21 protein-coding genes and 1 pseudogene are annotated in these 24,515 nt (G+C 72.5%); 12 read left to right on the top strand and 10 right to left on the bottom strand.

From position 1 onward, the window contains the following. Window positions 1-60: 60 nt before the first annotated feature. The 3 genes from MMF93_RS20395 (at window position 61) to MMF93_RS20405 (ending at window position 4,382) form a co-directional block, all read left to right on the top strand. Entirely contained in the window at window positions 61-2,121 is a 2,061-nt protein-coding gene (locus MMF93_RS20395; protein WP_242753557.1) for an ABC transporter permease, read from the top strand. Then, the gene (locus MMF93_RS20400; RefSeq protein WP_242753558.1) at window positions 2,118-3,074 is read left to right on the top strand and encodes an ABC transporter substrate-binding protein; all 957 of its coding nucleotides are present in this window, start codon (window positions 2,118-2,120) and stop codon (window positions 3,072-3,074) included. Before MMF93_RS20395 ends, MMF93_RS20400 begins: the two co-directional genes overlap by 4 nt. Window positions 3,075-3,314: 240 nt before the next feature. Further along, window positions 3,315-4,382 (top strand): CopD family protein, encoded by a 1,068-nt coding sequence (locus MMF93_RS20405; protein WP_242753559.1) that lies wholly within the window; start codon window positions 3,315-3,317, stop codon window positions 4,380-4,382. A 16-nt stretch (window positions 4,383-4,398) separates the two neighbouring features. Here the strand turns inward: MMF93_RS20405 and MMF93_RS20410 are convergent, their stop codons facing one another. Both MMF93_RS20410 and MMF93_RS20415 read right to left on the bottom strand, forming a co-directional pair. Beyond that, window positions 4,399-5,139 (bottom strand): isocitrate lyase/PEP mutase family protein, encoded by a 741-nt coding sequence (locus MMF93_RS20410; protein ID WP_242753560.1) that lies wholly within the window; start codon window positions 5,137-5,139, stop codon window positions 4,399-4,401. Further along, window positions 5,139-5,603 (bottom strand): carboxymuconolactone decarboxylase family protein, encoded by a 465-nt coding sequence (locus MMF93_RS20415; RefSeq protein ID WP_423835480.1) that lies wholly within the window; start codon window positions 5,601-5,603, stop codon window positions 5,139-5,141. Before MMF93_RS20415 ends, MMF93_RS20410 begins: the two co-directional genes overlap by 1 nt. Before the next feature lie 46 nt (window positions 5,604-5,649). Between MMF93_RS20415 and pdxR the strand changes: the two genes are divergently transcribed. From pdxR to MMF93_RS20430, 3 genes are all read left to right on the top strand, one after another. Beyond that, window positions 5,650-7,236, top strand: coding sequence for a MocR-like pyridoxine biosynthesis transcription factor PdxR (pdxR, locus tag MMF93_RS20420; RefSeq protein WP_242753561.1), 1,587 nt, complete (start codon window positions 5,650-5,652; stop codon window positions 7,234-7,236). A gap of 100 nt (window positions 7,237-7,336) precedes the next feature. Next, window positions 7,337-8,770: a purine-cytosine permease family protein gene (locus tag MMF93_RS20425; protein WP_242753562.1), complete on the top strand. Its 1,434-nt coding sequence runs from the start codon at window positions 7,337-7,339 to the stop codon at window positions 8,768-8,770. Window positions 8,771-8,898: 128 nt separating this feature from the next. After that, on the top strand, window positions 8,899-9,303 hold the full coding sequence (locus MMF93_RS20430) for a DUF4259 domain-containing protein (RefSeq protein WP_242753563.1): 405 nt from the start codon (window positions 8,899-8,901) through the stop codon (window positions 9,301-9,303). Window positions 9,304-9,331: 28 nt separating this feature from the next. Here the strand turns inward: MMF93_RS20430 and MMF93_RS20435 are convergent, their stop codons facing one another. After that, window positions 9,332-10,177 (bottom strand): helix-turn-helix domain-containing protein, encoded by an 846-nt coding sequence (locus tag MMF93_RS20435; RefSeq protein ID WP_242753564.1) that lies wholly within the window; start codon window positions 10,175-10,177, stop codon window positions 9,332-9,334. Window positions 10,178-10,317: 140 nt separating this feature from the next. On the opposite strand from MMF93_RS20435, the gene MMF93_RS20440 reads away from it, so the two are divergent. After that, window positions 10,318-10,638, top strand: a complete 321-nt coding sequence (locus MMF93_RS20440; RefSeq protein ID WP_242753565.1) for a hypothetical protein — start codon at window positions 10,318-10,320, stop codon at window positions 10,636-10,638. A 7-nt stretch (window positions 10,639-10,645) separates the two neighbouring features. Here the strand turns inward: MMF93_RS20440 and rocD are convergent, their stop codons facing one another. Continuing rightward, entirely contained in the window at window positions 10,646-11,863 is a 1,218-nt protein-coding gene (gene rocD, locus MMF93_RS20445) for an ornithine--oxo-acid transaminase (protein WP_242753567.1), read from the bottom strand. 297 nt (window positions 11,864-12,160) lie between these two features. Between rocD and trpS the strand changes: the two genes are divergently transcribed. The 3 genes and pseudogenes from trpS to MMF93_RS20460 all read left to right on the top strand — a co-directional run. Continuing rightward, window positions 12,161-13,174, top strand: a complete 1,014-nt coding sequence (gene trpS, locus MMF93_RS20450) for a tryptophan--tRNA ligase (protein ID WP_242753569.1) — start codon at window positions 12,161-12,163, stop codon at window positions 13,172-13,174. 11 nt (window positions 13,175-13,185) lie between these two features. After that, entirely contained in the window at window positions 13,186-13,863 is a 678-nt protein-coding gene (locus MMF93_RS20455) for a 2'-5' RNA ligase family protein (RefSeq protein ID WP_242753571.1), read from the top strand. A 185-nt stretch (window positions 13,864-14,048) separates the two neighbouring features. Continuing rightward, a pseudogene (locus MMF93_RS20460) lies at window positions 14,049-15,023 on the top strand (YihY/virulence factor BrkB family protein); the annotation flags it as partial. 139 nt (window positions 15,024-15,162) lie between these two features. Here MMF93_RS20460 and MMF93_RS20465 read toward each other — a convergent pair. The 5 genes from MMF93_RS20465 to MMF93_RS20485 all read right to left on the bottom strand — a co-directional run bounded on the left by MMF93_RS20465 (window position 15,163) and on the right by MMF93_RS20485 (window position 22,449). Then, window positions 15,163-16,425, bottom strand: a complete 1,263-nt coding sequence (locus tag MMF93_RS20465) for a D-alanyl-D-alanine carboxypeptidase family protein (protein WP_423835481.1) — start codon at window positions 16,423-16,425, stop codon at window positions 15,163-15,165. Window positions 16,426-16,622: 197 nt separating this feature from the next. Further along, window positions 16,623-19,757, bottom strand: a complete 3,135-nt coding sequence (locus MMF93_RS20470) for an FUSC family protein (RefSeq protein ID WP_242753575.1) — start codon at window positions 19,755-19,757, stop codon at window positions 16,623-16,625. 14 nt (window positions 19,758-19,771) lie between these two features. Next, window positions 19,772-20,230, bottom strand: a complete 459-nt coding sequence (locus tag MMF93_RS20475) for a MarR family winged helix-turn-helix transcriptional regulator (protein WP_242753577.1) — start codon at window positions 20,228-20,230, stop codon at window positions 19,772-19,774. Between the two features lie 208 nt (window positions 20,231-20,438). Next, window positions 20,439-21,416: an NsdA family TPR-like regulatory protein gene (locus tag MMF93_RS20480; protein WP_242753579.1), complete on the bottom strand. Its 978-nt coding sequence runs from the start codon at window positions 21,414-21,416 to the stop codon at window positions 20,439-20,441. A 64-nt stretch (window positions 21,417-21,480) separates the two neighbouring features. After that, the gene (locus MMF93_RS20485; RefSeq protein ID WP_242753581.1) at window positions 21,481-22,449 is read right to left on the bottom strand and encodes a helix-turn-helix domain-containing protein; all 969 of its coding nucleotides are present in this window, start codon (window positions 22,447-22,449) and stop codon (window positions 21,481-21,483) included. Between the two features lie 341 nt (window positions 22,450-22,790). Between MMF93_RS20485 and MMF93_RS20490 the strand changes: the two genes are divergently transcribed. Both MMF93_RS20490 and MMF93_RS20495 read left to right on the top strand, forming a co-directional pair. Next, a complete protein-coding gene (locus MMF93_RS20490; RefSeq protein ID WP_242753583.1) occupies window positions 22,791-23,126 on the top strand; it encodes a hypothetical protein in 336 nt (111 codons plus the stop codon). A 386-nt stretch (window positions 23,127-23,512) separates the two neighbouring features. After that, the gene (locus MMF93_RS20495; RefSeq protein WP_242753586.1) at window positions 23,513-23,746 is read left to right on the top strand and encodes an SCO4848 family membrane protein; all 234 of its coding nucleotides are present in this window, start codon (window positions 23,513-23,515) and stop codon (window positions 23,744-23,746) included. A gap of 63 nt (window positions 23,747-23,809) precedes the next feature. On the opposite strand, the gene MMF93_RS20500 is transcribed toward MMF93_RS20495, so the two are convergent. After that, window positions 23,810-23,980, bottom strand: coding sequence for a hypothetical protein (locus MMF93_RS20500; protein WP_242753588.1), 171 nt, complete (start codon window positions 23,978-23,980; stop codon window positions 23,810-23,812). Between the last annotated feature and the right edge of the window lie 535 nt (window positions 23,981-24,515).

The raw sequence follows: 24,515 nt of genomic DNA on the forward strand, positions 1-24,515 counted from the left end.
CACACACCATCCCGCGCCCGCCCCGGGCGTGCGCGACAGCCGGCCGGCGGAGGGGCTGATATGAGTACCACCACCCTCCCGCAGCCGAGCGAGGAGAAGGAGAAGGAGAAGGCCACCGCGGCCGAGCCCGCCACCACCGAGGTGAGCGGCGCCCGCGCGCTGCTGGCCAGGCCCGCCCTCGCGGCGTTCGGTCTCGTCGTCGTCGCCCTGGTCGTCGGCGCCCTCGCGCTGGACGGCAACTGGCCCGGCGCGCTCAACTGGTCCTCCGACATCAAGGACGGCCTGGACTGGCTCAGCAACTGGCTGACCGACAACCGCGCCACCAGCCCCCTGTTCCTGTACTTCCTGCTGCACATCAGCAACTGGTCCGAGGGCGGTGTCGACTACGTCTTCACCTTCCTCAACAACCTGGGCTGGCTGGGCGTGACCGCGCTGGCCACCGCCGTCTCCTGGTACGTGTCGGGGGCCGGGCTGAAGGTGCGCTCGCTGCGCATCGCCCTGCTGACCCTGTGCACCTTCGGCGTCTTCGGCGTCCTGGGCGTGTGGGAATACGCCATGTCGACGCTGGCCCTGATGGTCGTGGCGGTCGCCGTCTCCGCCGTCATCGGCGTACTGCTCGGCCTGATCGCGGGCCTCTCGGAGACGGGCAACCGGATCCTGCGCCCGGTGTTCGACACCATGCAGGTGATGCCGGCGTTCGCCTACCTGCTGCCGCTGGTGCTGATCTTCGGCATCGGCTCACCGGCCGCGCTGGTCTCCACTGTCATCTACGCCGCGCCGCCCATGGCCCGCCTCACCGCGCTGGGCCTGCGCGGCGCCGACCCGGCCGCGCTGGAGGCCTCCCGTTCGCTGGGGTCCGACCCCTGGCAGCGGCTGTGGACCGCGCGGCTGCCGCTGGCCCGCAAGGAGATGCTCCTCGGCCTCAACCAGACGATCATGATGGCGCTCTCCATGGTCGTCATGGCCTCCGTCATCGGCGCGGGCGGCCTCGGCGACAAGGTCTACCAGGCGCTGTCCAAGGACAACGTGGGCCTGGCCCTCATCCCCGGCAGCTGCATCGTGCTGATCGCCATCTGGCTCGACCGGGTGACCGCAGCGGCCGGCGACCAGCTCGACACCTCCCCGGGGAGCACCCGCACCGGGGGTGACGCCGGCGCGATCGCCCTGGAGAAGCTCGGCGGCTGGCTCGCCTGGGGCGTCTTCGTCGTCTTCGCCGTCGTCGGCACCCTCTTCGGCCCGGTCGGGGAACGCTCCTGGCCCATCGACTGGACCGTCTCGATCTCCTCGCCGCTGACCAAGGGCATCGAGTCGTTCACCAAATCGATCTCCGACGGCATCCCCGTCATCGGCGGCACCGACGTGTGGGCCTCCCACTTCACCTCCTGGATCCTCAACCCGATGCGCGACGCCATGCAGGCCTCGCCCTGGTGGGGCGTCCTGCTGCTGGTGGCCGTCCTGGCCTGGATGGCGGGCTCCTGGCGCGCCGGGCTGACCGGTGTCCTCTCGCTCGCCGTCCTCGGCGCCCTGGGCCTGTGGGACAAGTCGATGGACACCCTCTCGCAGGTGATCGTCTCCGTGCTGTGCACGCTCGTCGTCGGCGTCGTCATCGGCATCCTGGCCGCCCGCTCCCGGTGGGTGATGCGGCTGATCCGGCCGATCCTCGACGTCATGCAGACGATGCCGCAGTTCGTCTACCTGGTGCCCGTGGTGGCGCTGGTCGGCGTCGGCCGGCCCGCCGCGATCCTGGCGGCCGCCGTGTACGCGCTGCCCGCCGTCATCCGCATCACCACGCAGGGCCTGCGCACCGTGGACCCGGCGGCCATGGAGGCGTCCCGCTCGCTGGGCAGCACCGGCTGGCAGCAGCTGCGCCAGGTGCAGCTGCCGCTGGCCCGCCCCTCCCTGATGCTGGCCTGCAACCAGGGCGTCGTCCTGGTCCTCGCCATGGTCGTCATCGGCGGCCTGGTCGGCGGTGGCGCCCTCGGCTACGACGTGGTCTACGGACTCCAGAAGAGCGACCTGGGCGTCGGCCTCTCGGCCGGTATCGCCATCGTCTGCCTGGGCCTCATGCTCGACCGGCTCACCCAGTCCGCGGGCACCGGCAAGCGCGGAGGTACGAAGTGAAGCGCACACGCATCATCAGGGGCGGGGTCGCGGCAGCCGCGGCCCTCGCCCTGGCCGCGGGCCTCAGCTCCTGCGGCAAGGCCGACCCGTACTACAGCGGCTCGCCGAACACCGTCACCCTGCCCATCGCGGCCTGGGCGGGCTCCGAGGCGAACGTCGCGGTGGCCAAGCAGATCCTGGAGAAGAAGCTCGGCTACCGGGTCAAGACGCTCCAGATGGACGAGCCCGTCATGTTCGACGCGCTCAACACCGGCCGCGCCGACGCCATGATGGAGGACTGGCGCGGCGTGCCGAAGAAGGAGAAGAAGTACGTCGAGGAGCTCAAGACCGTCGTCAACGCGGGCGAGCTCGGCGTGACCGGCCACATCGGCTGGTACGTGCCGACGTACTTCGCCAAGGAGCACCCCGAGGTCAAGGACTGGAAGAACCTTCCCAAGCTGAAGAAGTACTTCCAGACCCCCGAGAGCGGGGACAAGGGCCAGATGCTGGAGGGCTCCCCCTCCTTCAGCACCTACGACGCCCAGATCATCAAGAACCTGGACCTGCCCTACAAGACGGTCTACGCCGGCAGTGAGGCGGCCCAGGTCAAGGAGATCCAGAAGCGGGCCGCCAAGAAGGAGCCCTTCCTCACCTACTGGTGGACGCCGCAGTGGCTCAACTCCAAGGTCCCCATGACCGAGGTGAAGCTGCCCAAGCGCACCCCAGGGTGCGACAAGGTCCCCTCCAAGGTGGACTGCGCCTACCCCTACACCCCGCTGACGAAGTTCATGAACCGCGACTTCGCCGAGAACGGGGGCAAGGCAGCGGAGTTCCTCAAGAAGTTCCACTGGAGCACCGAGGAGCAGACCAAGGTCGTCAAGTGGATGACCATCGACAAGATGGACACCGACGAGGCCGCCGCCAAGTGGGTCGAGCAGAACCCGGACAAGTGGAAGAAGTGGATGCCCAACTGATCCACCGCCGCCACCGCTTCCGGTAGCGCGTCCGCCCCCGTGACGGCCTCCGTCACGGGGGCGGACGCGTCTTCGCCGCGGGCCGCCGGGCCGGACCGCGCCGTACGCCGCCGGGCCCGGACCGCGCGGTAACCCGCCGGGATCGGACCGTGCGGTAACCCGCCGGGCCCGGACCCGGACCGCGCCGTACAGTCCCCGAGGCCGCAGGGGCGCCCTGCCCCGCTGGGGCAGAATTGGGCCGTGAGCCAGCCCGACAGCCCGCCTCCGCCGCCGTCCCGCCCCCGCGGCGCGGCGGCGCCCGCGGGCCGCGGACGGCACCGGGCCACGCGCGCGGGGCGGCGCCCCCTGATACCCGCCGCGCTGGTCGCCGCCTGCGTCGGCGTCCTCGTCGCCGTGGCACTCACGGGCACGGACGTGGCCACCGGCGGCACCGGCGAGGTGCGGATACCCGGCGGCGGCGTCACCACCCTGCTGCGCTCGGTGCTGTTCGCCGCGCTGTGCGTGCAACTCGGCGAGGTGGCCGGGCGGCGGCTGGCGCGCGGCGTCTCCCGCTCCCTGCCCGGCACCCCGGCCAACGGGCCACGGCAGCCACCAGAATGGGCGGCGGGGGCGGCCCTGGCGGGCATGACCGCAGCCCTCGCACTCGCCTCCATGGCCGCCGCAGGCGACGGCCGCCTCGCCGCCGGGTTCCCCGAACTCAGCGAGATCTACGCGACCAGGGAGGGGCTGCTCGCCTTCTGCGAGGCCAACGGCTTCCTGCTCGCCGCCCTCTGCGTCTTCCTGCGGCGGCCCGCCTGGGCCGCCGCGCCGCTCGCCGGAGTGCTCGTGGCCGAGGCGCTGCGCGCCCACCCCGAGAACCACACCCAGGCCCTCGGCGTCGGCCTCACCCTCGTCCATCTGGCCTGCACGGTGCTGTGGACGGGCGGCCTCGTCCACGCGCTGCGCACCATGCGCGCCTGGCACGGCGAACCCGGCGCTGCGCGCGCCCTGCTGGCCGCCTACGCGCGGCGGGCCTTTTGGCTGTTCGTCGCCCTGTGCGTGACGGGAACGGCCAGCACGCTGCGCAAGCTCCCCTCCGTCTGGGCCCTGACCTCCTCCGCCTGGGGCCGGACGCTGCTGGTCAAGCTGGCCGTCGTGGGCGCCGTCGCCCTGTGTGCGCTCGTCGCCCGGCGCGTGCTGATGCGGGACCGCACGCGGCTGACCTACGCGCAGGTGTGGCGCCCCACCGCGGGGGAACTGGCCGCGCTCGGCGCGGTGCTGGTCCTCTCGGCCCTGCTGACCGCCGCCCCGGCGCCCCGCGCCGACTGACGAGGGGCGCGGCGCGTCACAGCGGTCGGCCCGCGCGCAGCTCGGCCGCCATCGCCCGCACCCCCTCCGTGGCCCGCGCGGCGAGCCCCCCACCGAAGGTGACGCGGCCGACCCCGGCCCCGGCGAGCTCGGCGACGCCGGGTCCGCCGGTACGGGCCAGGCCGTTGACGGGGACCCCGAGTTCGCGGACGAGGACCGCCAGATCGGCGGGCGGCGCCCCGATCGGATACACCCCGTCGGCGCCGGCGGCCACGTACGCGCGCCCCCGCCGCAGCGCCTCGGCCAGCGGGTCGGCGACGCCGCGCAGGTGGGCGTCCACGCGGGCGTTGAGGAACGGTTCCGGGCCGAGGGCTTCCCGTACGGCGGCCAGGAAATCCGCCTGCGCCTCGGCGTCCACGAGGTGCCCGCCCGCCGAGTCCTCCAGGTTGCATCCGACGGCGCCCGCGGCGTGGAGCCGCTCGGCGAGCTCGGCCGGCGCCAACCCGTAGCCCCTCTCGACGTCCGCGGTGACGGGCACGTCCAGGGCACGCACCGCCCGCGTGACGCGGCCGATCGCGGCGAACATCTCCTCGCCAGGGCACTGTCCGTCGGCGTGGCCGAGGGACGCCGAGACGCCCGCGCTCGGCGTCGCGAGAGCGGGGAAACCCGCCTCGGCGAAGGCGCGGGCGCTGGCGGCGTCCCAGGGGCCCGGCAGTACCAGCGGGTCGCCGGGCGCCCTGTCGCGGTGCAGCGCGCGCAGCCTCTTGGCGGCGTCCATCAGGAGGCGCTCGCATCCAGGCTCTTGGGGACCTCCCGGATCGCCACGTTGAACCGGTTCCAGGCGTTGATCGCGACGATCTGCCCGAGGAGCGCGGCCAGTTCCGCCTCGTCGAAGTGGGACGCGGCGCGCGCGTAGACCTCGTCGGGAACGAAGCCGTCCGTCAGGCGGGTGACCGCCTCGGTGAGCGCGAGCGCGGCGCCCTCCCGCTCGGTGAACAGGTCGCCCGCCTCCTCCCACGAGGCGAGCAGGTCCAGACGCAGCTGCCGCTCGCCCTTCTCGCGGGCCTCGGTCAGGTGCATGTCCAGGCAGAAGGCGCAGCGGTTGATCTGCGAGGCGCGGATCTTGACCAGTTCGGCGACCACCGGGTCCAGGCCGGCGCCGGCCGCGGCCTGCTGGAAGCCGGACATGCCCTTCATCAGTCGCGGTGCGGTCTGCCAGATGTTCATACGCCGTGTCGTCATGCCCCTGAGCCTAGGCAGGAATGGGCCACGCGTATGGTCCACTTCCATGGCGGATTCCTGGGCCACTTCGCCGTCGCCCTGCGGCAGCGACCTCCACCTCGACCTCGCGGTCTCCACCGGTTCAGGGGCGCGACGCCCCCGGGCGGCGCTGCTGGCCGCCCTGCGCGACGCCGTCCGCTCCGGGAGGCTGGCCCCCGGCACCCGGCTGCCGTCCTCCCGGAGCCTGGCCGCCGACCTGGGGCTGGCGCGCAACACCGTGGCGGGCGCCTACGCCGAGCTGGTCGCCGAGGGCTGGCTGTCCGCGCGGCAGGGCTCCGGCACCCGCATCGCCGAACGCGCCACGCCTGCACCCCCCTCCCGCCCCCGCGAACGCCGTACGGGCCCCGGGCGTGCCGCGGCGTACCGCGCGGGGCAGCGCCGCGGCCCAGCGCACCCGGTGGGGGAAACCCCGCAGGAGCGGGCCCGTGCGGGCCTCGCGGAGCGCAGGCGGCAGCGGCCCCGGCACGACCTGCGCACCGGCGCGCCCGACGTCTCGGCGTTCCCCCGCTCGGCGTGGCTGACGTCGGCCCGCAGAGCGCTGACCGCCGCACCCGCCCACGCGTTCTCGCACGGCGACCTGCGCGGCACCGCCGAGCTGCGGCGCGCACTGGCCGACTACCTGGCGCGGGCGCGCGGCGTACGCGCCGACCCCGAACGCCTCGTGGTCTGCGCGGGCTTCGCGCAGGGCGTCTCCCTGCTGTCGCGGGTCGTCGCCGGGACGGCCGCCGTGGAGGAGTACGGCCTCTTCTTCCACCGCGAGCTGCTTCAGGCGCGGGGCGCGCCCGCCCGTCCACTGCCTGTGGACGCGCACGGCGCGCGAACGGAAGTCCTCGACTCGGGCCCCGGGTTCGCCGACGTCGGAGCCGTGCTGCTGACCCCCGCGCACCAGTACCCGCTCGGCGTGCCGCTGCACCCGGACCGGCGGGCCGCCGTCGTCGACTGGGCGCGGCGCGGCGGCGGACTCGTACTGGAAGACGACTACGACGGCGAGTTCCGGTACGACAGGCAGCCCGTGGGAGCTCTCCAAGGGCTCGACCCCGAACGCGTCGTCTACCTCGGCACCGCCAGCAAGGCGCTGGCACCGGCGCTGCGGCTGGCGTGGATGGTGCTGCCCGACCACCTCGTGGACGACGTCCTGGCGGCCAAGACGCCCGCCGAGTGGGCCGTCGGCAGCCTCGACCAGCTCACGCTCGCCGACTTCCTGGAACGCGGCGCCTACGACCGGCACGTGCGCGCCATGCGGCAGCGTTACCGCGCCCGGCGCGACCGGCTCGTCGCAGCGCTGGCCGCCCGCGTACCCGAGGCGCGCGCCACCGGCATCGCCGCCGGACTGCACGCCGTTGTCGCCCTGCCGCCCGGCGTGGGGGAGGAGCGTGCGCTGCGGGCCCTGGAGCGGGCGGGCGTCGGCCTCGACGCGCTCACCGGCTTCCGGCACCCGGCCGCGCCGGGCCCGGCCGCGGCGGGCCCGTCCCTGGTCGTCGGCTACGGAAGCCCCGCCGAACACGCGTACGGGGCGGCACTGGACGCGCTGTGCACCACCCTCGCCTCGCTGCGCCCCGGCGCGGAACCCGCACCCGGCCGGAGAGGGGCTTGACGCGCCGCGCGGCGTACGGGGAGGCTCCACGGGCCCGTACGGGAGCCGTCCACGGGCATCCGGTGGCCCTGACGGCCAGCAGGTGGGGGTGTGCGGCGCCATGCCGACGGTGGAGGAGAACGGTCTCAACGTCATCGCCGAGGCCGAACGCACGGGGCGGCCCGCGCAGTTGTTCTGGCCGTGGTTCGGCTCCAACGTCTCCGTGCTCGGATTCGGCTACGGCTCCTTCGCGCTCGGCTTCGGACTCTCCTTCTGGCAGGCGCTGATCGCCGGCACCGTCGGCATCCTCGTCTCCTTCCTCCTGTGCGGACTGATCGCCGTGGCCGGCAAGCGCGGCTCGGCCCCGACGATGGTCCTCAGCCGTGCCGCCTTCGGAGTCCGCGGCAACCGGCTGCCCTACGCCGTCTCCTGGATACTGACCGTCGGCTGGGAAACCGTCCTGGTGACGCTGGCGACCCTGGCGACGGCCACCGTCCTCGACCGCCTCGGCTGGGGCGGCGGCACGGGCACGAAGATCCTCGTCCTGCTCGTCGTCTCCGCGCTCACCGTCGCCGCCGGGGTCATCGGCTTCGACCTCATCATGCGCCTCCAGACCGCCATCACCGTCGTGACAGGCGCCCTGACCATCGGCTACGTGGTGCTGGTGGCCGACGAGATCCACTGGAACCGCGTCTCCGCGCTGCCCCACGGCTCCGCACAACAGGTCGTGGGCGCACTCGTGTTCGTGATGACCGGGTTCGGGCTCGGCTGGGTCAACGCCGCCGCCGACTACTCGCGCTATCTGCCCCGCCGCACCCGCGGCAGGGCCGTCGCGGCCTGGACCACGCTCGGCGGCTCGCTGGCGCCCCTCCTGCTCTTCGTCTTCGGCCTGCTGCTGGCCGGCTCCTCCACCGACCTGAACCAGGCGGTCGCCGCCGACCCCATCGGCGCCCTCACCACCCTCCTCCCGCTGTGGTTCCTCCTCCCCTTCACCCTGGTCGCCGTGGCGGGCCTGGTCGGCGGCGCCGTCCTCGACATCTACTCCTCCGGCCTCGCGCTGCTCGCCGTCGGCGTGCGCGTCCCGCGCTCCGTCGCCGCCGGAATCGACGGCGCGCTGATGGTCGCGGGCACCGTCGCCCTCGTCTTCCTCGCCGACGACTTCCTGTCCACCTTCACCGCGTTCCTCACCACCCTCGGCGTCCCCATCGCCGCCTGGTGCGGCATCATGCTCGCCGACCTCGCCCTGCGCGCCCGCCCCCTCGACGACGCCGACCTCTTCAGGGCGGCGGGCCGCTACGGCGACGTACGGTGGCTCCCCGTCACCCTGCTGACCGCCACCACCGCCGTGGGCTGGGGCCTGGTCGCCAACACCGGCGCCACCTGGCTCGACTGGCAGGGCTACCTCCTGGCACCCCTGGGCCTGGGCGGCCGCGACGGCACCTGGGCCGGCGCCAACCTGGGCCTGCTGGCGGCGCTGGCGCTGGCCTTCACCACCACGCTGGCGACCCAGCGCCGCACCGTCCGCGCACAGGAAGCCGGCGGCCCCGGACAGTAGCCGCACGCGGCAGCCCACCGCCGGGTCGGGCACGGCTGTCACACCCGGGTGCGACGATCCCTCGTACGCTCGCCCGCGCGGGCGCCGCCTCTTCTTCCCCTGCCACACCACCGAATGGGAGCAGCACGATGGGTACGTGGGACGCCGGCCCCTTCGACAACGACGCCGCGGCCGACTTCGCCGGCGCCCTCGACGACGCGGCGCCCCACGAGAGGCACGCCCTCCTCGCGGCAGCCCTCCGGGAGGCGACCGGAACCGCCGACTACCTGGACGCCGACCTCGGCCAGGAAGCCGTCGCCGCGGCCGCCCTGGTCGCCGCCCAGCACCCCGGAGGCGCCCCCGCCGACCCGGCCACCGGTCCGAAGCAGCCCCTCCCCGACCTGACCGGCCTGCGCCCCCTCGCCGTCCAAGCCCTCGACCGCGTCACCACCGAACCGTCCGAACTCCTCGACCTGTGGGCCGAGTCGCCCACCTCCCCCTGGCCCCCGACGATCACCGCACTCCGCCACACCCTCCTGGCTCCGGCAGGCTGAGACGGAGCGGAATCGCGCCGCTGAGCCGTCACTCACCCGGCGGCCGGCTGTAGCGCTCCAGCGCGGCCTTGCTGACGGAGCTGTCGAGGAACACCAACTGCCACGGACCGGAGTTCACGTCGAAGTCCTTGCCGAACCCGAGCCACTTGCCGGTCATCCGCCACCCGGTCGGCTCGACGAGGAGCTGAAGCGCGCCGTGGTAGCGGGCGCCCGCGTAGTAGCCACCGGCGGCGGTCTGCTCCGTCCACGTCCCGGTGACCACGTTGCGGTCCACGGTCATCTCGAGCGCCAGTGGCGAGTCCGGGTTGCTCGACCCGCCCGGAAGCGATTCCCCGGTGAGCCGGTTCCCGTGCTGCACCAGCACGACGTGATGGGCCCCGGTGAAGGTGGCGCCGCGACCCGAGCTGAAGTACTCGTAGCGGCTCAGCCAGATGCCGCCGTAGTGCGGGGGCGGCTGCTGCTCGTGCCGGGCCCGGGTGCCCGCACCACCGGATGTTCCCGCTTCCCGGGCTTCCCCGGCTTCCCCGTTTTCTCCGTTTTCTCCGTTTTCCCCGGTTTCCCCGGTTTCCCCGGTTTCCACGTCGTGTCCGCCGTTCCCGTCCTCCCGCACGCGGGCGCCCGGTACCGGGAGGCTGAACCCGAGCGACTCCACCGGCCGCCCGGTGACCCGCTCCAACGCGCGTGCGTACACGGGCCGGGGCGTGCGGCTGATCCCCGCCTCCCAGCGCTGGACGAGCCGCTTGCTCGCGTCGTTCGGCTCCCCGGCTTCCTCTCCGGAGCGCCGCAGGACCCTGGCCAGGTCGTCCTGGCTCAGGCGCAGCCCGATGCGCACGGCACGCAGGACGTCGTTGGGAACGTGCTCGGCTGTGGTCATGGACCCACGTTAGAACCAAGGCGGCTCGTATGACACCGGTTTGACGCCTTCTGGTGACCCCGGTCGGACGCCCCGGACGTCGTCGCACTGTCCCGCCGACGGCGACGACCATGAGCGGCACCCGTGGAGAGGAGCACAGGATGCCGGAGAAGAACGAGCCGCTCTTCCAGGAGGATATGCGGCTGCTGCCATGGACGACGGACACCGGGAAGCCCTGCTACCTGGCGGAGGGCGCTGCGGGCGGGGTGATCTCGGCGCTGGCCGACGGGACGGAAGCGCGGCAGACGCGGGACGCGGTGCAGGCGCTGCGGGAAGCCGAAGACGTCCTGGCGAACCCCGCCGCCGGAGCCCTCGCTCTCCGGCTGGCGCTCCATACGTGCGTGCGCGCCCTCGCGAAGGTCCTGCGCGTCGCGGAGAGCCGAGGGCTGCGGCTGGGTGCCGCCGATCCGGACGGCACCTAGGCCGGCGTCAGGACTCCAGTACCGCGCGCAGTTGTTCCAGGCCCCAGTCCAGGTCTTCCTTGGTGATGACCAGGGGTGGGGCGAGGCGGATGGTGGAGCCGTGGGTGTCCTTGACCAGGACGCCGCGGGCCAGCAGTTTCTCGGAGATCTCACGGCCCGTGCCGTGCGAGGGGTCGATGTCGACGCCGGCCCACAGGCCGCGTCCGCGGACCGCGCGGACGGCCGCGCCCGGCAGCAGGGCGAGTTCGCGGTGGAGGTGCTCGCCCAGTTCCGCGGCGCGCCGCTGGTACTCACCGCCGCGCAGCATCTCCAGCACCTCCAGTGCGACGGCGCAGGCCAGCGGGTTTCCGCCGAACGTGGAGCCGTGCTCGCCCGGCCGGTGCACGCCCAGCACCTCGCGCGAGGAGACGACGGCGGAGACGGGCACGACGCCGCCGCCCAGCGCCTTGCCGAGCACGTACATGTCGGGGGCCACGCCCTCCTGTTCGCAGGCGAAGGTGGCCCCGGTGCGGCCCAGTCCCGACTGGATCTCGTCGGCGATGAACAGCGCCCCGCGCTCGCGGGTGAGTTCGCGGACGCCGGCCAGGTAGCCGGGCGGCGGCACCAGGACGCCGGCCTCGCCCTGGATGGGCTCCAGCAGCACGGCGACCGTGTGTGCGTCGAGCGCGGCCTCCAGCGCCGCCAGGTCGCCGTACGGCACGGTCTCGAAGCCCGGCGTGTAGGGGCCGTGGTCCGCGCGGGCCTCCTCGTCGGTGGAGAAGCTGACGATCGTCGTCGTACGGCCGTGGAAGTTGTTGTCGGCGACGATGATCTTCGCCTGCCCGGCGGGCACGCCCTTGACGCGGTACCCCCATTTCCTGGCCGTCTTGACGGCCGTCTCCACCGCTTCGGCGCCGGTGTTCATCGGCAGCACCATCTCCATCCCGCACAAGTCGGCGAGCTGGGAGGCGAAGTCGGCGAAGCGGTCGTGGTGGAAGGCGCGGGAGGTCAGGGTGACGCGGTCGAGCTGGGCCTTCGCCGCCTCGATCAGACGGGGGTTGCGGTGGCCGAAGTTCAGCGCCGAGTACCCGGCCAGCATGTCGAGGTGGCGGCGGCCCTCGACATCGGTCACCCACGCGCCGTCCGCGGTGGCGACGACGACGGGGAGCGGGTGGTAGTTGTGCGCGCTGTGGGCCTCCGCGGTGGCGATGCTCTGCGCGCTCGTGGCGGTGGAGAGGGTGGACATCGTCGTCTCCGTCTCTGTGCGTACCGGTGCCGCGGGGTGGGGCGGCACCTCCCATCTTCCCCCGGCGCCCGTGCCCCCGTCCCGTGTCCGGCCGCCCCGCGCCTCCGGCACCCCGGCTGCCTCGCGCCTCCGGCGCCCCGACCGCTGTGCGCCTCCGGCCCCCGACCGCTGTGCGCCTCCGGCGCGGGGGTGAGGTGGCTCCCCAGCCGGGGCGGGGCGGCGGGGAGGAGCGGCCCGTGCGTCAGCTCACCCGTCATCGGGTCACGGGAGGGCGCGAGTACCTGAGAGAATGGCGGCATGGCCAATGATCGTCCTCGTGTGCTGTCCGGGATCCAGCCCACCGCCGGTTCGTTCCATCTGGGCAACTACCTCGGCGCCGTACGCCAGTGGGTGGCGGTCCAGGAGTCCCACGACGCCTTCTACGCGGTCGTCGACCTGCATGCCATGACGATCCCGAAGGACCCGGCCGAGCTGCGGCACAACTCGCGGATGGCCGCGGCCCAGCTGCTGGCCGCCGGGCTCGACCCGGAGCGCTGCACGCTCTTCCTGCAAAGCCACGTGCCCGAGCACACCCAGCTGAGCTGGATCGTGGAGTGCCTGACCGGTTTCGGTGAGGCGGCGCGGATGACGCAGTTCAAGGACAAGTCGGCCAAGCAGGGCACGGATCACACCAGTGTGGGCCTGTTCACGTACCCGGCGCTGATGGTGGCGGACATCCTGGTCTACCGGGCGCATCAGGTGCCGGTCGGTGAGGACCAGCGCCAGCACCTGGAGCTGACGCGCACGCTCGCGGAGCGCTTCAACGGGCGGTACGGGGCGACGTTCCCGGTGCCCGAGGCGCACATCCCCAAGGAGACGGCCAAGATCTACGACCTGCAGGACCCCGGGGTCAAGATGAGCAAGTCGGCCTCCACTCCCAAGGGCATCATCGAGCTGCTGGACGAGCCGAAGACCACCGCGAAGAAGATCAAGAGCGCGGTCACCGACACGGACACCGTCATCCGGTTCGACCAGGACAAGAAGCCCGGGATCAGCAACCTGCTGACGATCCACTCCACCCTCACAGGGGCCGGAATCCAGGAACTGGAGGATAAGTACGCGGGCAAGGGCTACGGTGCGCTGAAGACGGATCTCGCGGAGATCGTCACGGACTGGGTGACACCGTTCCGCACGCGGACGCAGGAGTTCATGGACGACCCGGCGTCGCTGGACGGGATCCTGCTGGACGGCGCGGAGAAGGCCAGGTCCGTGGCGTCGGACACGCTGCGGGACGTCTACGACAAGGTGGGCTTCGTGCCCGGCAGGCGGTGAAGGGAGAACTGATGGGCGCGGGAGCGACCGTCACCCTCGGTGTATCGCTCGCCGTCCCCGAGCCGTACGGCACGCTGCTGCAGGAGCGGCGGGCCTCGTTCGGCGACGCGGCGGCGCACGGTATCCCCACCCACATCACGCTGCTGCCGCCGACCGAGGTGCCCGCCTCGGCGCGGCCGGCGATCGAGGCCCATCTGGCGGGCGTCGCCCTGGCCGGGCGGTCCTTCCGCGTGCGGCTGTCGGGCACGGGGACGTTCCGGCCGCTGACGCCGGTCGTCTTCGTGCAGGTCGCCGAGGGCGGCGCGGCCTGCACGCGGCTCCAGGAGCGGGTGCGGGACCCGGAGGGCCCACTGGCGAGGGAGCTGCACTTCCCGTACCACCCGCACGTGACGGTCGCGCACGGCATCCCGGAGGCGGCCATGGACCGCGCCTTCGCCGAGCTGGCCGACTTCGAGTGCGCCTGGACGGCCGGCGGCTTCGCCCTCTACGAGCAGGGGACGGACGAGGTGTGGCGGCTCCGGCGTGAGTTCCCCTTCGCCCCGCGCCCCGGCATGCCGCCGGGCCCCGCCCGCCCGCAGGGCCCCGCGCCGGCCGCGGCCTCGTCACTCGACGTGACGCTGCCGCCGGCCGCCTGCCGGCCGCCTCACCAGCGCCGCAGCACCGCCCTCCGCCCGTCCGCCACGCTGTAGCGGGGCCCTGCCGGCACTGTGGAGCCGGCCTGCGCCGGTCTTGTTGCCGGTGCTGTAGTGCGTCCTGTCGGTGCTCCACCGTCCGCACCGTCCCCTGTCGGCCGACCGGCTGATCCGGGCTGATCACGGACAGTCGCCGCCTGCGGCGGTGGCTGGAAAACGCTGCGACGGGGCAGGGGGCACGTGTGGAAAAACTGACGAAGCTGCCACTCGTGGGCCCCCTCGTCGCGTGGTTCTTCACCACCCGGCTCTGGCACGTCTACGCGCACCTGGACGCCCGCAAGTGGGCGCGGCTGGCCGCCGCGATCACCTTCACCAGTTTCCTGGCACTGTTCCCGGTGCTCGCCGTCGGCGCCGCCGTCGCGGCCGCGCTGCTCCCGGCCGACCAGATGCGGCAGCTTCAGGACACCCTCACCGACCAGGTGCCCGGCATCTCCGACCAGCTTCAGCTCCAGTCCCTGGTCGACAACGCGGGCACCGTCGGCACGGTCGCGGGCGCGGCGCTGCTGTTCACCGGCGCCAGCTGGGTCGGCGCGCTGCGCGAGAGCCTGCGCGCCGTGTGGGACCTGGAGGAGGACCCCGGCAACGTCGTCCTCCGCAAGGCCACCGACCTGGGGACCCTGCTCGGTCTCGGCCTGGTGGGGCTGGTCTCCTTCGGCGGTTCGGCCTTCGCCGTCACCGCCGTGACCCGGGTCGCCGAGTGGCTCGGCCTGACCGAGGGCGGCGTCGGCACGGTGCTGCTGCGCACCGCCGCCTACGCCGCCGCCATCGCCGCCGACTTCCTGCTGCTGTGGTACGTGCTGACGCTGCTGCCCCGCGTGAAGCCGCCGCGCCGCGCGGTGCTGGCGGCGGCCCTGCAGGGTGCCGTCGGCTTCGAGCTGCTGAAGCTGCTGCTCGGCGGCTACCTCCAGCAGGTGGCCGCCAAGAACATCTACGGCGCCTTCGGTGTGCCCATCGCCCTGCTGCTGTGGATCAGCTTCATGTCGAAGCTGCTGCTGTACTGCGCGGCCTGGACGGCCACCGCGCCGGCCCCGGGCCACGGCCCGGACACGCAGCAACCGGTCAAGGAACTCTTCGACGGGGGCGACGCTTCCGGCGACGACGACGCTTCCGGCGACGACGACGCGTCCGACGGCGGCGGCGGCGCCGTCGGCGGCGCCGGCGATGGAGACGGCGACGCCGGGTCCGGGTCCGGGTCCGGACCCGGACCCGAGGACACATCCGGCGCCCGAGCCCGCGCCGGTTCCGGCACCGGCACCGGCAGCACCGGCACCGGCGACAGCGCGGGCGACCGCGACGTCAGCGGCGGTGGCGACGCGCCAGGTCGGGAAGCGGCCACCGGCGGTGCACCCCGTACGCCACCAGACCGAGAAGGACCAGAACGCCCGCGGTGATCCCGATGGCCATGCCCGCGCCGCCCGAGGGCTTGCTGTCGGTGTGGGCGGCCGCGTGGGCGTCCGAGGAGCCACCGGCCTCGCTGCCCTTCGGGGTGCCCCCACCGCCGCCCGCGCTGCTCGGTGCCGCCAGCTCGCCCACCGGCTCGACCTTTCCGGCGGCGTCGAAGCCCCAGTCCAGCAGCCTGGCGGTCTCCTTGTAGACGCCGTGCGGCTCCTCGCCGTCCGGGTGCATGACGGTCACCAGCAGCACCCGGTCGCCGCGCTGGGCGACGCCGGTGAAGGTGTTGCCCGCGTTGGTCGTCGAACCGTTCTTCACGCCCGCGATGCCCGGGTACGGGTCGATGCCCACGTCCCCCGTGAGCAGGCGGTTGGTGTTCTGGATCTGGAAGCTTTCGCGCTTGGTCTTGCCGTCCTTCTTCTTCGTCTCGCCGGGGAACTTCGCGGTCGCGGTCGCCGCGTACTCGCGGAAGTCCTTGTTCTGCAACCCGGCCCTGGCGAAGAGCGTCAGGTCGTAGGCGGAGGAGACCTGGCCGGGGCGGTCGTAACCGTCCGGGCTGACGACCTTGGTGTCGTTCGCCGTGAGCGCGCGGGCCTTCTCGTTCATGTCCTCGACGGTCTTGTCGACGCCGCCGTTCATCGCGGCGAGCACGTGCACCGCGTCGTTGCCCGAGCGCAGGAAGACGCCGAGCCACAGGTCGTGCACGGAGTACGACTCGCCCTCCTTGACGCCGACCAGGCTGCTGCCCTCGCCCATGCCCTCCAGATCGGAGGGGACGACCTTGTGCTCGCGGTCGCTGGGCAGCTTCGGCAGCACCGTGTCGGCGAACAGCATCTTCAGTGTGCTGGCCGGGGGCAGCCGCCAGTGGGCGTTGTGCGAGGCGAGCACCTGGCCCGACTCCGCGTCGGAGATGACCCACGAGCGCGCCGAGAGCTTGGTCGGCAGCTTCGGCGCGCCCGCCTTCAGGTTCACCTGGGTGCCGGGGCGGCCGAGCTGTGCCCCGCCCACGGTCGACATCTGGGCCGGTGGCCTGGGCTCTTTGGCGGTGTCCGCCGGGTTCTTCTCGTCGGCGTGCGCGGGCATCGCGGCGGGGACGGTCAGCAAGGAGAGCGCGAACGCCGTGGAGGCGAGCGCGGCGGCACGGCGCCTGCGCGGGGCGCGCGGCACGCCCGAGCGCGGGGTGCGGTCTGAATAATGCGAAGAAATGGGCACCCTGCGAACGTACAGGCCCCTGCGTGCGTGGGGGACGCCGAGCCCCGGCACACACGCCTCCGGATCCGCCAACTCGCCCAGTGCGCTAGGCCAGGAGAGGGCCCGGGGTCGCCCGCCCGGCCGACACCGGGCCGGACGCGCGGCGGGGCCCCTCACGGGGCGGGCCGCAGTGCGACGTCGTGCCGCATCGTGCCTGCCGCACCGGTCACCAGCAGAAACTCCGCACTGGGCGCGTGCGAGGCGCTGGAGGTCACCAGGGTGTGGCCGCCCGGCGTCAGACCGGTCACCTGGTAGGCGCCGCCGACCGTACGCACCAGCGCCTGCCGCTTGCCGCGCGCGTCGACCACGGTCAGCCACGCCTCGCAGCCGCCCGGGTGGAGCGGGCAGTGCACGAAGCCGTCGACAGTCACGGCACCAACGGCCCCGGCCCCGGCCCCGGTTCCGCGCCGGACCCCGGCCTCGTCGGCCCGGTCGGTCCCGGTCCCGGCTGTCGGCAGGAGTGCGGGTGCGGGTGCGGGCGCTGCTGCGGTGCGTTCGCCGGAGGTGCCCGGTGCTTGCCCGGCGGGGGAGACCGGGCCGGACCATTCAGCGGCACCCGCCCGAACGGACCGCGTGTCCGCGTCGCCCGGCCGGGTGCCGGCCCGGCCGACCCGCGGGTCGGCCCGGTCGACCCGCGGGTCCGCGTGGCGCGCGGCGGAGGCGGCGAACGCCTGGGCCGCCAGGGCACGGTGCAGGTCCTGCCGGTGCGCCCGGGGAGCGGACGGCGGCCGCACGTTTGCTCCGGGCACGGGGTGCACGGCCGGGGCGGCGGCTTCCCCGCCCGCACCCTCGTGCGGGTCCACCGCGGGGGCGAGGACGATCCGCATGCCGCGGTTGTCGGCGAGGCTGGCCAACACCTCGTCGAGGGCGGCCAGTTCGCGCAGCGCGGCCCGCAACCGGTCGGCGCCCGACCGGTCAGGCGCCGACCGTTCGGCGCGGGGCCCTGAGAGCGCCGGCGGCGACGCCTCCAGCTCGCGGATCAGCGGGCTGACCCGTACCCAGGTGCCGTCGCCGTCCTTGCCCCCGCCGGTGGCGAGCTGCCGGTCGAGGGAGCGCAGGGAGCCGGCGAAGACCTCGGTGATCCGGTCCACGCGGACGCGCAGCTCGGGGGCGGCGTCGAGGTCGACGTCCGCGGCCACGGCCAGCGAGCGGGCGTGCCGGGTGGCGGTGCCCAGCAGCGCCAGGAGGTTGTCCCCGGTGCGGCCCCGCGCGCCCAGCGGCATGCGCACCAGCGGGCGGACGACGGACTGCATCTGGTACAGCGCGGCGTCCACCGCGCGGGCCGCGCCGCGCAGCCGGATGGGGGCCTCCGGCTCCTTCCAGCGGGTGGCGACCTGCGCGATCAGGTCCTCCAGCGCGGACAGGTAGCCGCGGGCCGCCTCCCGCCGCACCTTCGACGTGGCGACGGGGAAGACCGCTGCCGCGCACGCGGTGGCGACCAGCACGCCGAGCCCGTTCTCGACGAGGCGCTCGGTCAGCAGCCGGTCCATGCCGTCGTAGGGAGTGGTCAGCCCGTACAGCTGGGTCAGCGCGACGACCAGGCCGACGACCCACAGTGCGTACGCGCGCGACATGCCCCAGGCGCCGAAGGTGATGCCCGCGACGATGACCGTCAGCATCGCGTAGACGTGCCCGTGCCCGACGGCGTGCAGCAGCGCGATGCCCAGGACCGCGCCGATCGCGGTGCCCACCATGCGGTGCGCGAACTTGCGCAGCCGCTCGTGCGTGGTGTTGGTGCCGAACAGCGTGATCATCACGCCGATCAGGCCCCAGTAGAACCGCTGCCCGTTGATGGCGTCGGCGAGCGGAATGGTGATCGCGGCGGCGAGCCCCGCGGTCAGCGGCGCCCTCAGATACGGGACGGCGCGGCGCCAGCCCGTGTCCGGGACCTGCGCCTCGGCGACCCGCTGCGCGGCGGGGCCGGACGCGGCGGGGCGCCCGCGCTCTAGCAGGACGGTCTGCTTGAACGGCACCTTCGCGCGGGCGGTGGGCGAGTTCCAGCCCAGGCTGAGCCAGCAGGCCAGGGCGTCGGCGAGCGCGTCCAGCAGGTCGGCGACGCGGCGCGCCGCGGCCCGTACCTCGGCCTCCTCGCCGCCGTCGTCCTCCTGGGCGGTGCCGGCGTGTGGGGGCGCGGTCGCCTGCTGACGGATCAGTTCCGCCGCGGGACGCAGCGCGTCGGCCCGGCCCAGGTGGGTGTCGCGGGCGAGGACGAGCCCGACGACCAGCGCCTCACGCAGCCGGGAGGGCACGTGCCGCCGCGTCAGCTGCTGGGTGGCCTGGCCGATGCCCTGGAGCGCCAGCTCGGCGTCGAAGAGGTACTGGTGCAGCAGCTCGGCCGCCTCGGGCTCCGCGGCGACCTCGGGCTGTGCCAGATTGCCGTCGATGGTGAGGGTCGTCACGTTGAGCCGCCGCAGGGCGCGGCGCATGCGGCGGGTGGCGACGGCCGCGTCGGCGTCCGGGTCCAGCGCGGTGGCGGCGGCGTCCGCCACCCGGCGGGCCTCCACGACGAAGGCGCGCTGGGTGCGCAGCAGATCCTCGCGCGGCATCGGATAGCACAGCAGGAGCCGCACCCCCACCACGGCGACCGCCGTGGTGACCGCGATGACGAACAGCCAGCCGCACGAGTGCAGCGGAATCGGCGTCATCATCCCGACCAGAAAGGCGTTGAACATCATCATGCCGGTCAGCAGCGCGATCGTGCCGAACTTGAGCAGGAAGAACAGCAGGGCGATCGCCACGCCCATCAGGCACAGTTCGAGCACCCGGTCCTGGTGCAGCCAGGCGGAGACCGGCAGGATCGCGGAGAAGGGGACCGGCAGCCACAGGATGGCGCGGGTCAGCCGCAGCGGGGTGTTCTCCGCGACGGCGAACGAGCTCATCAGCCCGATCATGCCGCCGACCATCATGCCCAGCATGGCCGAGACCCCGGTGGCCACGGACATGCCGTAGCCGACGGCCAGGGCGGTGACCATCGAGGTGAGCGTGCGCCATCCTGCCTGGAGCTGGCCGAGCCCGGGATCGGCGGCCAGCACCCAGTCCCACCAGTGACGCGGCCCGCTCACCCGGCGCGGAGCGTGCGGGGCGGCTGCGCCGGGCTCGCCGCCCGCGTCGGCGCCCGCACCCGTGTTCGGGCCCGTTCCCGTTTCTGTTCCCGTGCTCGGAGGCGCGCCGTCACCGGCATTGACGCCGTCCGTGTCGGCGGGCTCCTCGCCGCCGGGGGACACGCGTGCGGTCTGCTGGGGAGTCATGGTGGCTGATGTGCTCAACTGGCCTCCGATTCCAGGGACGTCAGGAGGGTGCATACGGCTTCGCGGGCGACCGCGACGGTGTGCTCGGGGTCCTCGGCGTGCGTGTGGAGCCCCCGGAGCAGCGCGGCGGCCATGCGCCGGCGCCCCTGCTCCAGCAGCTCCCGGCCGAGCGGGGTGATGTGGGCCTCGGTGGCGCGGCCGTCCCGAGCGCAGGACCTGCGCTCGACCAGCCCGCGCGTCTCCAGCTCCTTGAGGACGGTGGTGACCCGCGGCTGGGTCAGCCCGGTGTGCGAGGTCAGCTCGGACACCCGGCGCGGGCCCTCTTCCAGGGCGTCCAGCGCGGTGGCCGAGCTGCGGGGGAGCCCGAAGTCCCCGGTCCGGAACAGGAGCCGGGAGAGCCTGCCGATGCCGCTCAGCAGGCCACGCGCCGCCTGCTCGATCCGCTGCTCGTCGTCCGTCGCCGCAGTTTGCATTCCTTAAATATATAAGCGAACGATGAAAAGTGCTTGCCATTTACACCTTTCGGTGCTGTGGAAGTCGTCACATGGGTGAGGGTGGGGGTCGTCGGTGGCACGGGCCGGGAGGTGTCCGGGTCCCCTGCCTCATTTTGCGTTCCTTTTGCAAAGCGGTGCGGCGTGTGCGGGCGTCCTCCGGTGTCGCCCACGGTGGGGTCCCTCGCGGCTACGCGGCCTCTTGCTCCGCAAGCAACTCCGCAACCTCCGGAACGTCTGCGTGACGCCGAAGGCTCTTCAGTACGACGCGAACCCGTTCCGCTGTCCGTTCGCTGGTCACGTCAGAGGAGAGAGCGATGACCCTCTCGGCTGTTTCCGCCGCGGCTTCCGGCTCGTTGGCGTCCGCGTAGGCGACGGCAAGCCACGACAGATAGAGCGCCATTTCTCGCGTGTGTGTCGCGTCGTACGCGTTGAGTACGTCCGCGAGTAGAGGAACCGCGCGCAACGGGCGGTGCAGTTCGGTGTACACGCGGGATTCCATGACGCGCAGTTCACCGGCGTCCACCCAGTACAGGTAAGCGGGCGATTCGCTGCCTTCCCCGTCCTCGCTGAGCGCTTCCGACGCTTCCCCCAAAGCCCGGATGGCTTGCTGCGCGTTGTCGACGCCCCCCGCTTTCGTGTGGCCCCAGGCCACACGGTCCAGGTACAGCGCACGTGCTTTCGGCGCCGCGGTTTCCCCCGCGTCGTGCGACGCCACCCTGGCCAGCAAAAGGCCGTCTCCCTCCCTTCCTGTGTTGCTGAATTGATAGGCGAGTGATCCGGCAACGTTCCCGGCCAACGTGTAGTCCTCCGCCTGCCTGGCCGCGCTCATCCCCAGCCTGTAGATGCGTTCCGCCTCGCCGTGCCGGCCCGCGTCGCTGGCGATCCACCCGGCGATCTGCGCCAACTCGCCAATCTGCCGCAAGAGCTGTCGGCCGACCTTCGCCGTGTGCGTGCCTTCCCGGTACAGCCGCACCGCGGAGCGCAACTCTCGCAGTGCGGGCCGGATGAGATCACCGCCGGCCAGCACGTCGTCAGCGAGACGGAGACCGTGCACGCGCTTTTGCAGGTCGACCACATGCCCCATACCGATGCGGCGCCCCTGGCGGGTGCTGAGAGGGCTCAAGGGGGCGTCGCCCTCGGGGAGGAAGTCGGCCAGCGTCGGCAACGGGCCTCCGACAGGCGCGGGCGTCCCGCCGGTAGCCCGCGTACTGGTCACGAGGCCCGAGCGTTCACGCCGCTGCCGTGGCCCTTGCCAGCGCATCCTCGTGTTCTTTCACCCAGGGGGCACTGCGGAACTGCTCCGGAAGCCCCGCGAGACCGGTACGGATGTGGTCCGCGGCGTCCCCGTACCGCCCCAACTCCAGTGCGCAGAGACCCATGTTGAGTCGATTGAAGGAGGGCGTGAGCCAGTACGCCGTTTCCGGCGGGGGCAGGGCCGCCGCGGCGTCGGTCAATCGCTCCGCCGCATCCGTGAGTCTCAGCGCTGCGTCTGTCTCACCCAGCGCAGCGAGCCCGGCGGCCGACTGGAGGTAGTCGCCGATGCGCTGCGCCGGGTGTGCCCCTTGCGTGTTCGCCGCCGCACCGAACCAGCGGGCAACCGCGCGGGGCTTCTCCTGCCGGCGGGCAACGTACCCACGAAAATTCAAGGCCTGCGCTGCGAGCGTCCCGTTACCGACTTCGTCGGCGATTTCCAATGCGTCGTTCAGCAGGCGTACTGCCTCGCTGTCGTTGCGCACCTGCGCATGCATCCACCCCGCGAATTGCGCCCATTCCGAGGCGACCTTCGCGAGTCGGTCACGCTGCGTCCCTCTCGCCCCTTTCAGTATGCGCACGACTTCCCGCATCTGTGCCATGGTCGCCGGAATGACGGAGGCAGGGTGTGCGCTGTCGTCCAAGCGTCGGTAGGCGGCGAGAACTCCGACCAACGCGTCCACCGCTCCCGCTTCGACGAGCGAGGGGTTTCCAGCAGTACGAGAGATGCGTGCCTCGCCGTCTTCGCTGACCACGGTTGCGGCCAACGCGCCGCCCGCTCCCACGAGTGCGTCGAGGGCTTTCGCGAGCTTTTCCGATGGTTTTTGCTTTCCGTTGAGTACGCGGGAGAGATACGCGGGATCGTAGTGCGTCGCACGCGCGGCCGCTTTCAACGAATACCCCGCGTCGTGCAGTAGGCGGTGAGCAAGAACCGTGAAGCCACTCATCGTGCGTCCCTGGGGGTTGACCGGCTGTCCCGCCATGGTAGTCAACTCCGGTCAACTTCCGCGTGATCGCTGCGAGTCGAAGAGTTGTCAGGCGAAGGGCTCCCCGCGACCGCGCGACCGGTCCGGGGGCGTGGCCACCGACTTATGGGAGTCGCTGACGTGGAAGACGTTACCGGCACACGCGATCCGCGTGTACGAAAGGGCTGTCTGGATTGCGCGTGGTACCGGGCGCAGCTCTCGCGGGGCGACACGGGGGAGATCACGGCGGACATCTCCGCGCTGTTCGAACGCCACCTGCGTGCGGGTCGCCACACGCCGCGAACCGTTCGGAGCGTACCGACATGTGGAAGCTAGGGGATGCCGTGCGGGACGTGCGTACCGGTGCGGCGGGCACGATCGCTCAGGTCACCGGACCCGCGCCCCACATCTACCGCCTGGCCGTCCCCGTTCCCGTCGGCCCTCCGCTGGCCCTCTACCGCTACGGGGACGAAGTGCGCCCCATGCCTCCGGCCGTGGGCGCGGATGCGCCACCGTGTTCGCGGTACAGGGTCGAAGTAGCCGACGGCCGTTCCTACCTGATCGATCCCGCCGGTCACCTGGTGCACACCGCGGACGGGCGTGCGCACTGGCCGGACGAGCCGACGGCGCAGGCGGTCGCCGACGAGTTCAACGGCTAGCTCAGCAAATAGCCCCGTTCGTGCGGCCCCCTCGAAGGGTGCGTGGGTGGGGCTCTGTCATACCGCCAGGAGTGCCACTCCAGCATCGCCGTCAAGCTGGCCGTGAAGGGAGCCGTGTGGGAGCACGGGGCGTGGAGGCTTGGGAAAGGGAGAGGGCGGGCCCTCTTGGCGGAGTGCGCTGACGGCGCCGTGGTGGTGAGCGGAGGCGACGGCATACCTGGGGTACAGAACCCCGTGAACAGCACAGGGCGCCGCCCCAGGGGACTGGTCCCGGGGCGGCGCCCTGCTGAGCACGGGGACCCCCGCGAAGTGCGCGCCCCTGGCAGTCGCCAGGGAGTAGCGTGCGCGTACGGTGGAACCGCAAGCCCCCGGCGAAAAGGATACCCATGAAGATTGGCCGCCGTATTTCCTGGTTCCTCTTCGCGTTCGGCGTCTGGTCTTGGGTGGTATGGATCACGTTCACCAAGAATCTGTTCAAGGACGCCAGCGGCCTGGCTTTCGACAACGGGGAGCCGACTGCCTATTTGTGGATTCACCTGACACTCGCCATCGTCTCTTTCCTGCTGGGTACGGCGATCGGCGTGATCGGCTTCCGGGGCATTCGCGCGAATCGCCGCTGACGACAGAAAGCCCCACCCATGCGCCCCCGGAGGGGTACCGCACGGGTGGGGCTGCCGGAAGTCCTAACGGCTCTGCTCACGGATGCACTCAAGGCACGCCCACCCCTTGCGGGCGACCAGTACCGTCCGTTCCTTGGAGTGCTTGCCGCACCACACGGAGTGTCCGGCCCTGTCGGGGAGATCGCGCTTGATCAGCATTCCGATGCGCTGCCGGTTACTGGGCTCACTGGTCATCGTCGTTGTCCTGCTGTTCGTTGTCAGGCTCGGGCTCGCTGACGGTTTCGTTCTCGAACACGTCATACCCGTTCACCTCATCTCCGTTCATAGTCTCACCTCCCCTCGGACTTTGGCAGTCGAACTTGTCGGCGACGGCTTTCGCTGCCAGCTTCGCTGGGCCACTGCGCACGACCGCCGGAGGCGTGCACCAAGTGGCCGGCGGAGTCAATGACGTACGCGCGTCCGTTGGCCATTTCCACCCTGTAGATCACGAACCAGAACCAGCGGAGCCGGTACGCACGTCCCTCGCCGCTGCGCCTACTCGCCACATGCCGGCACGCCCCACAGGTGATGAGGCGTGTGCTTGCCCATGCGCAAGTGGCGCTCAAAAAGGTCTGCGATCTGCGCTTCGATCTGCGGGTCATCGCCCCTGGCAAGCTGGATCAGACACCACCGGCAATCGTCACACTGCTCTCGCACACGCGGGTCCCTGGTGTCGCTAGGCTCAGGCACGTCATCGCTCCTTTGCAGCGGTGGCCATGCCCCGGGGCCG

The sequence above is a fragment of the Streptomyces tubbatahanensis genome, assembly GCF_022699385.1.
Classification (GTDB): domain Bacteria; phylum Actinomycetota; class Actinomycetes; order Streptomycetales; family Streptomycetaceae; genus Streptomyces; species Streptomyces diacarni.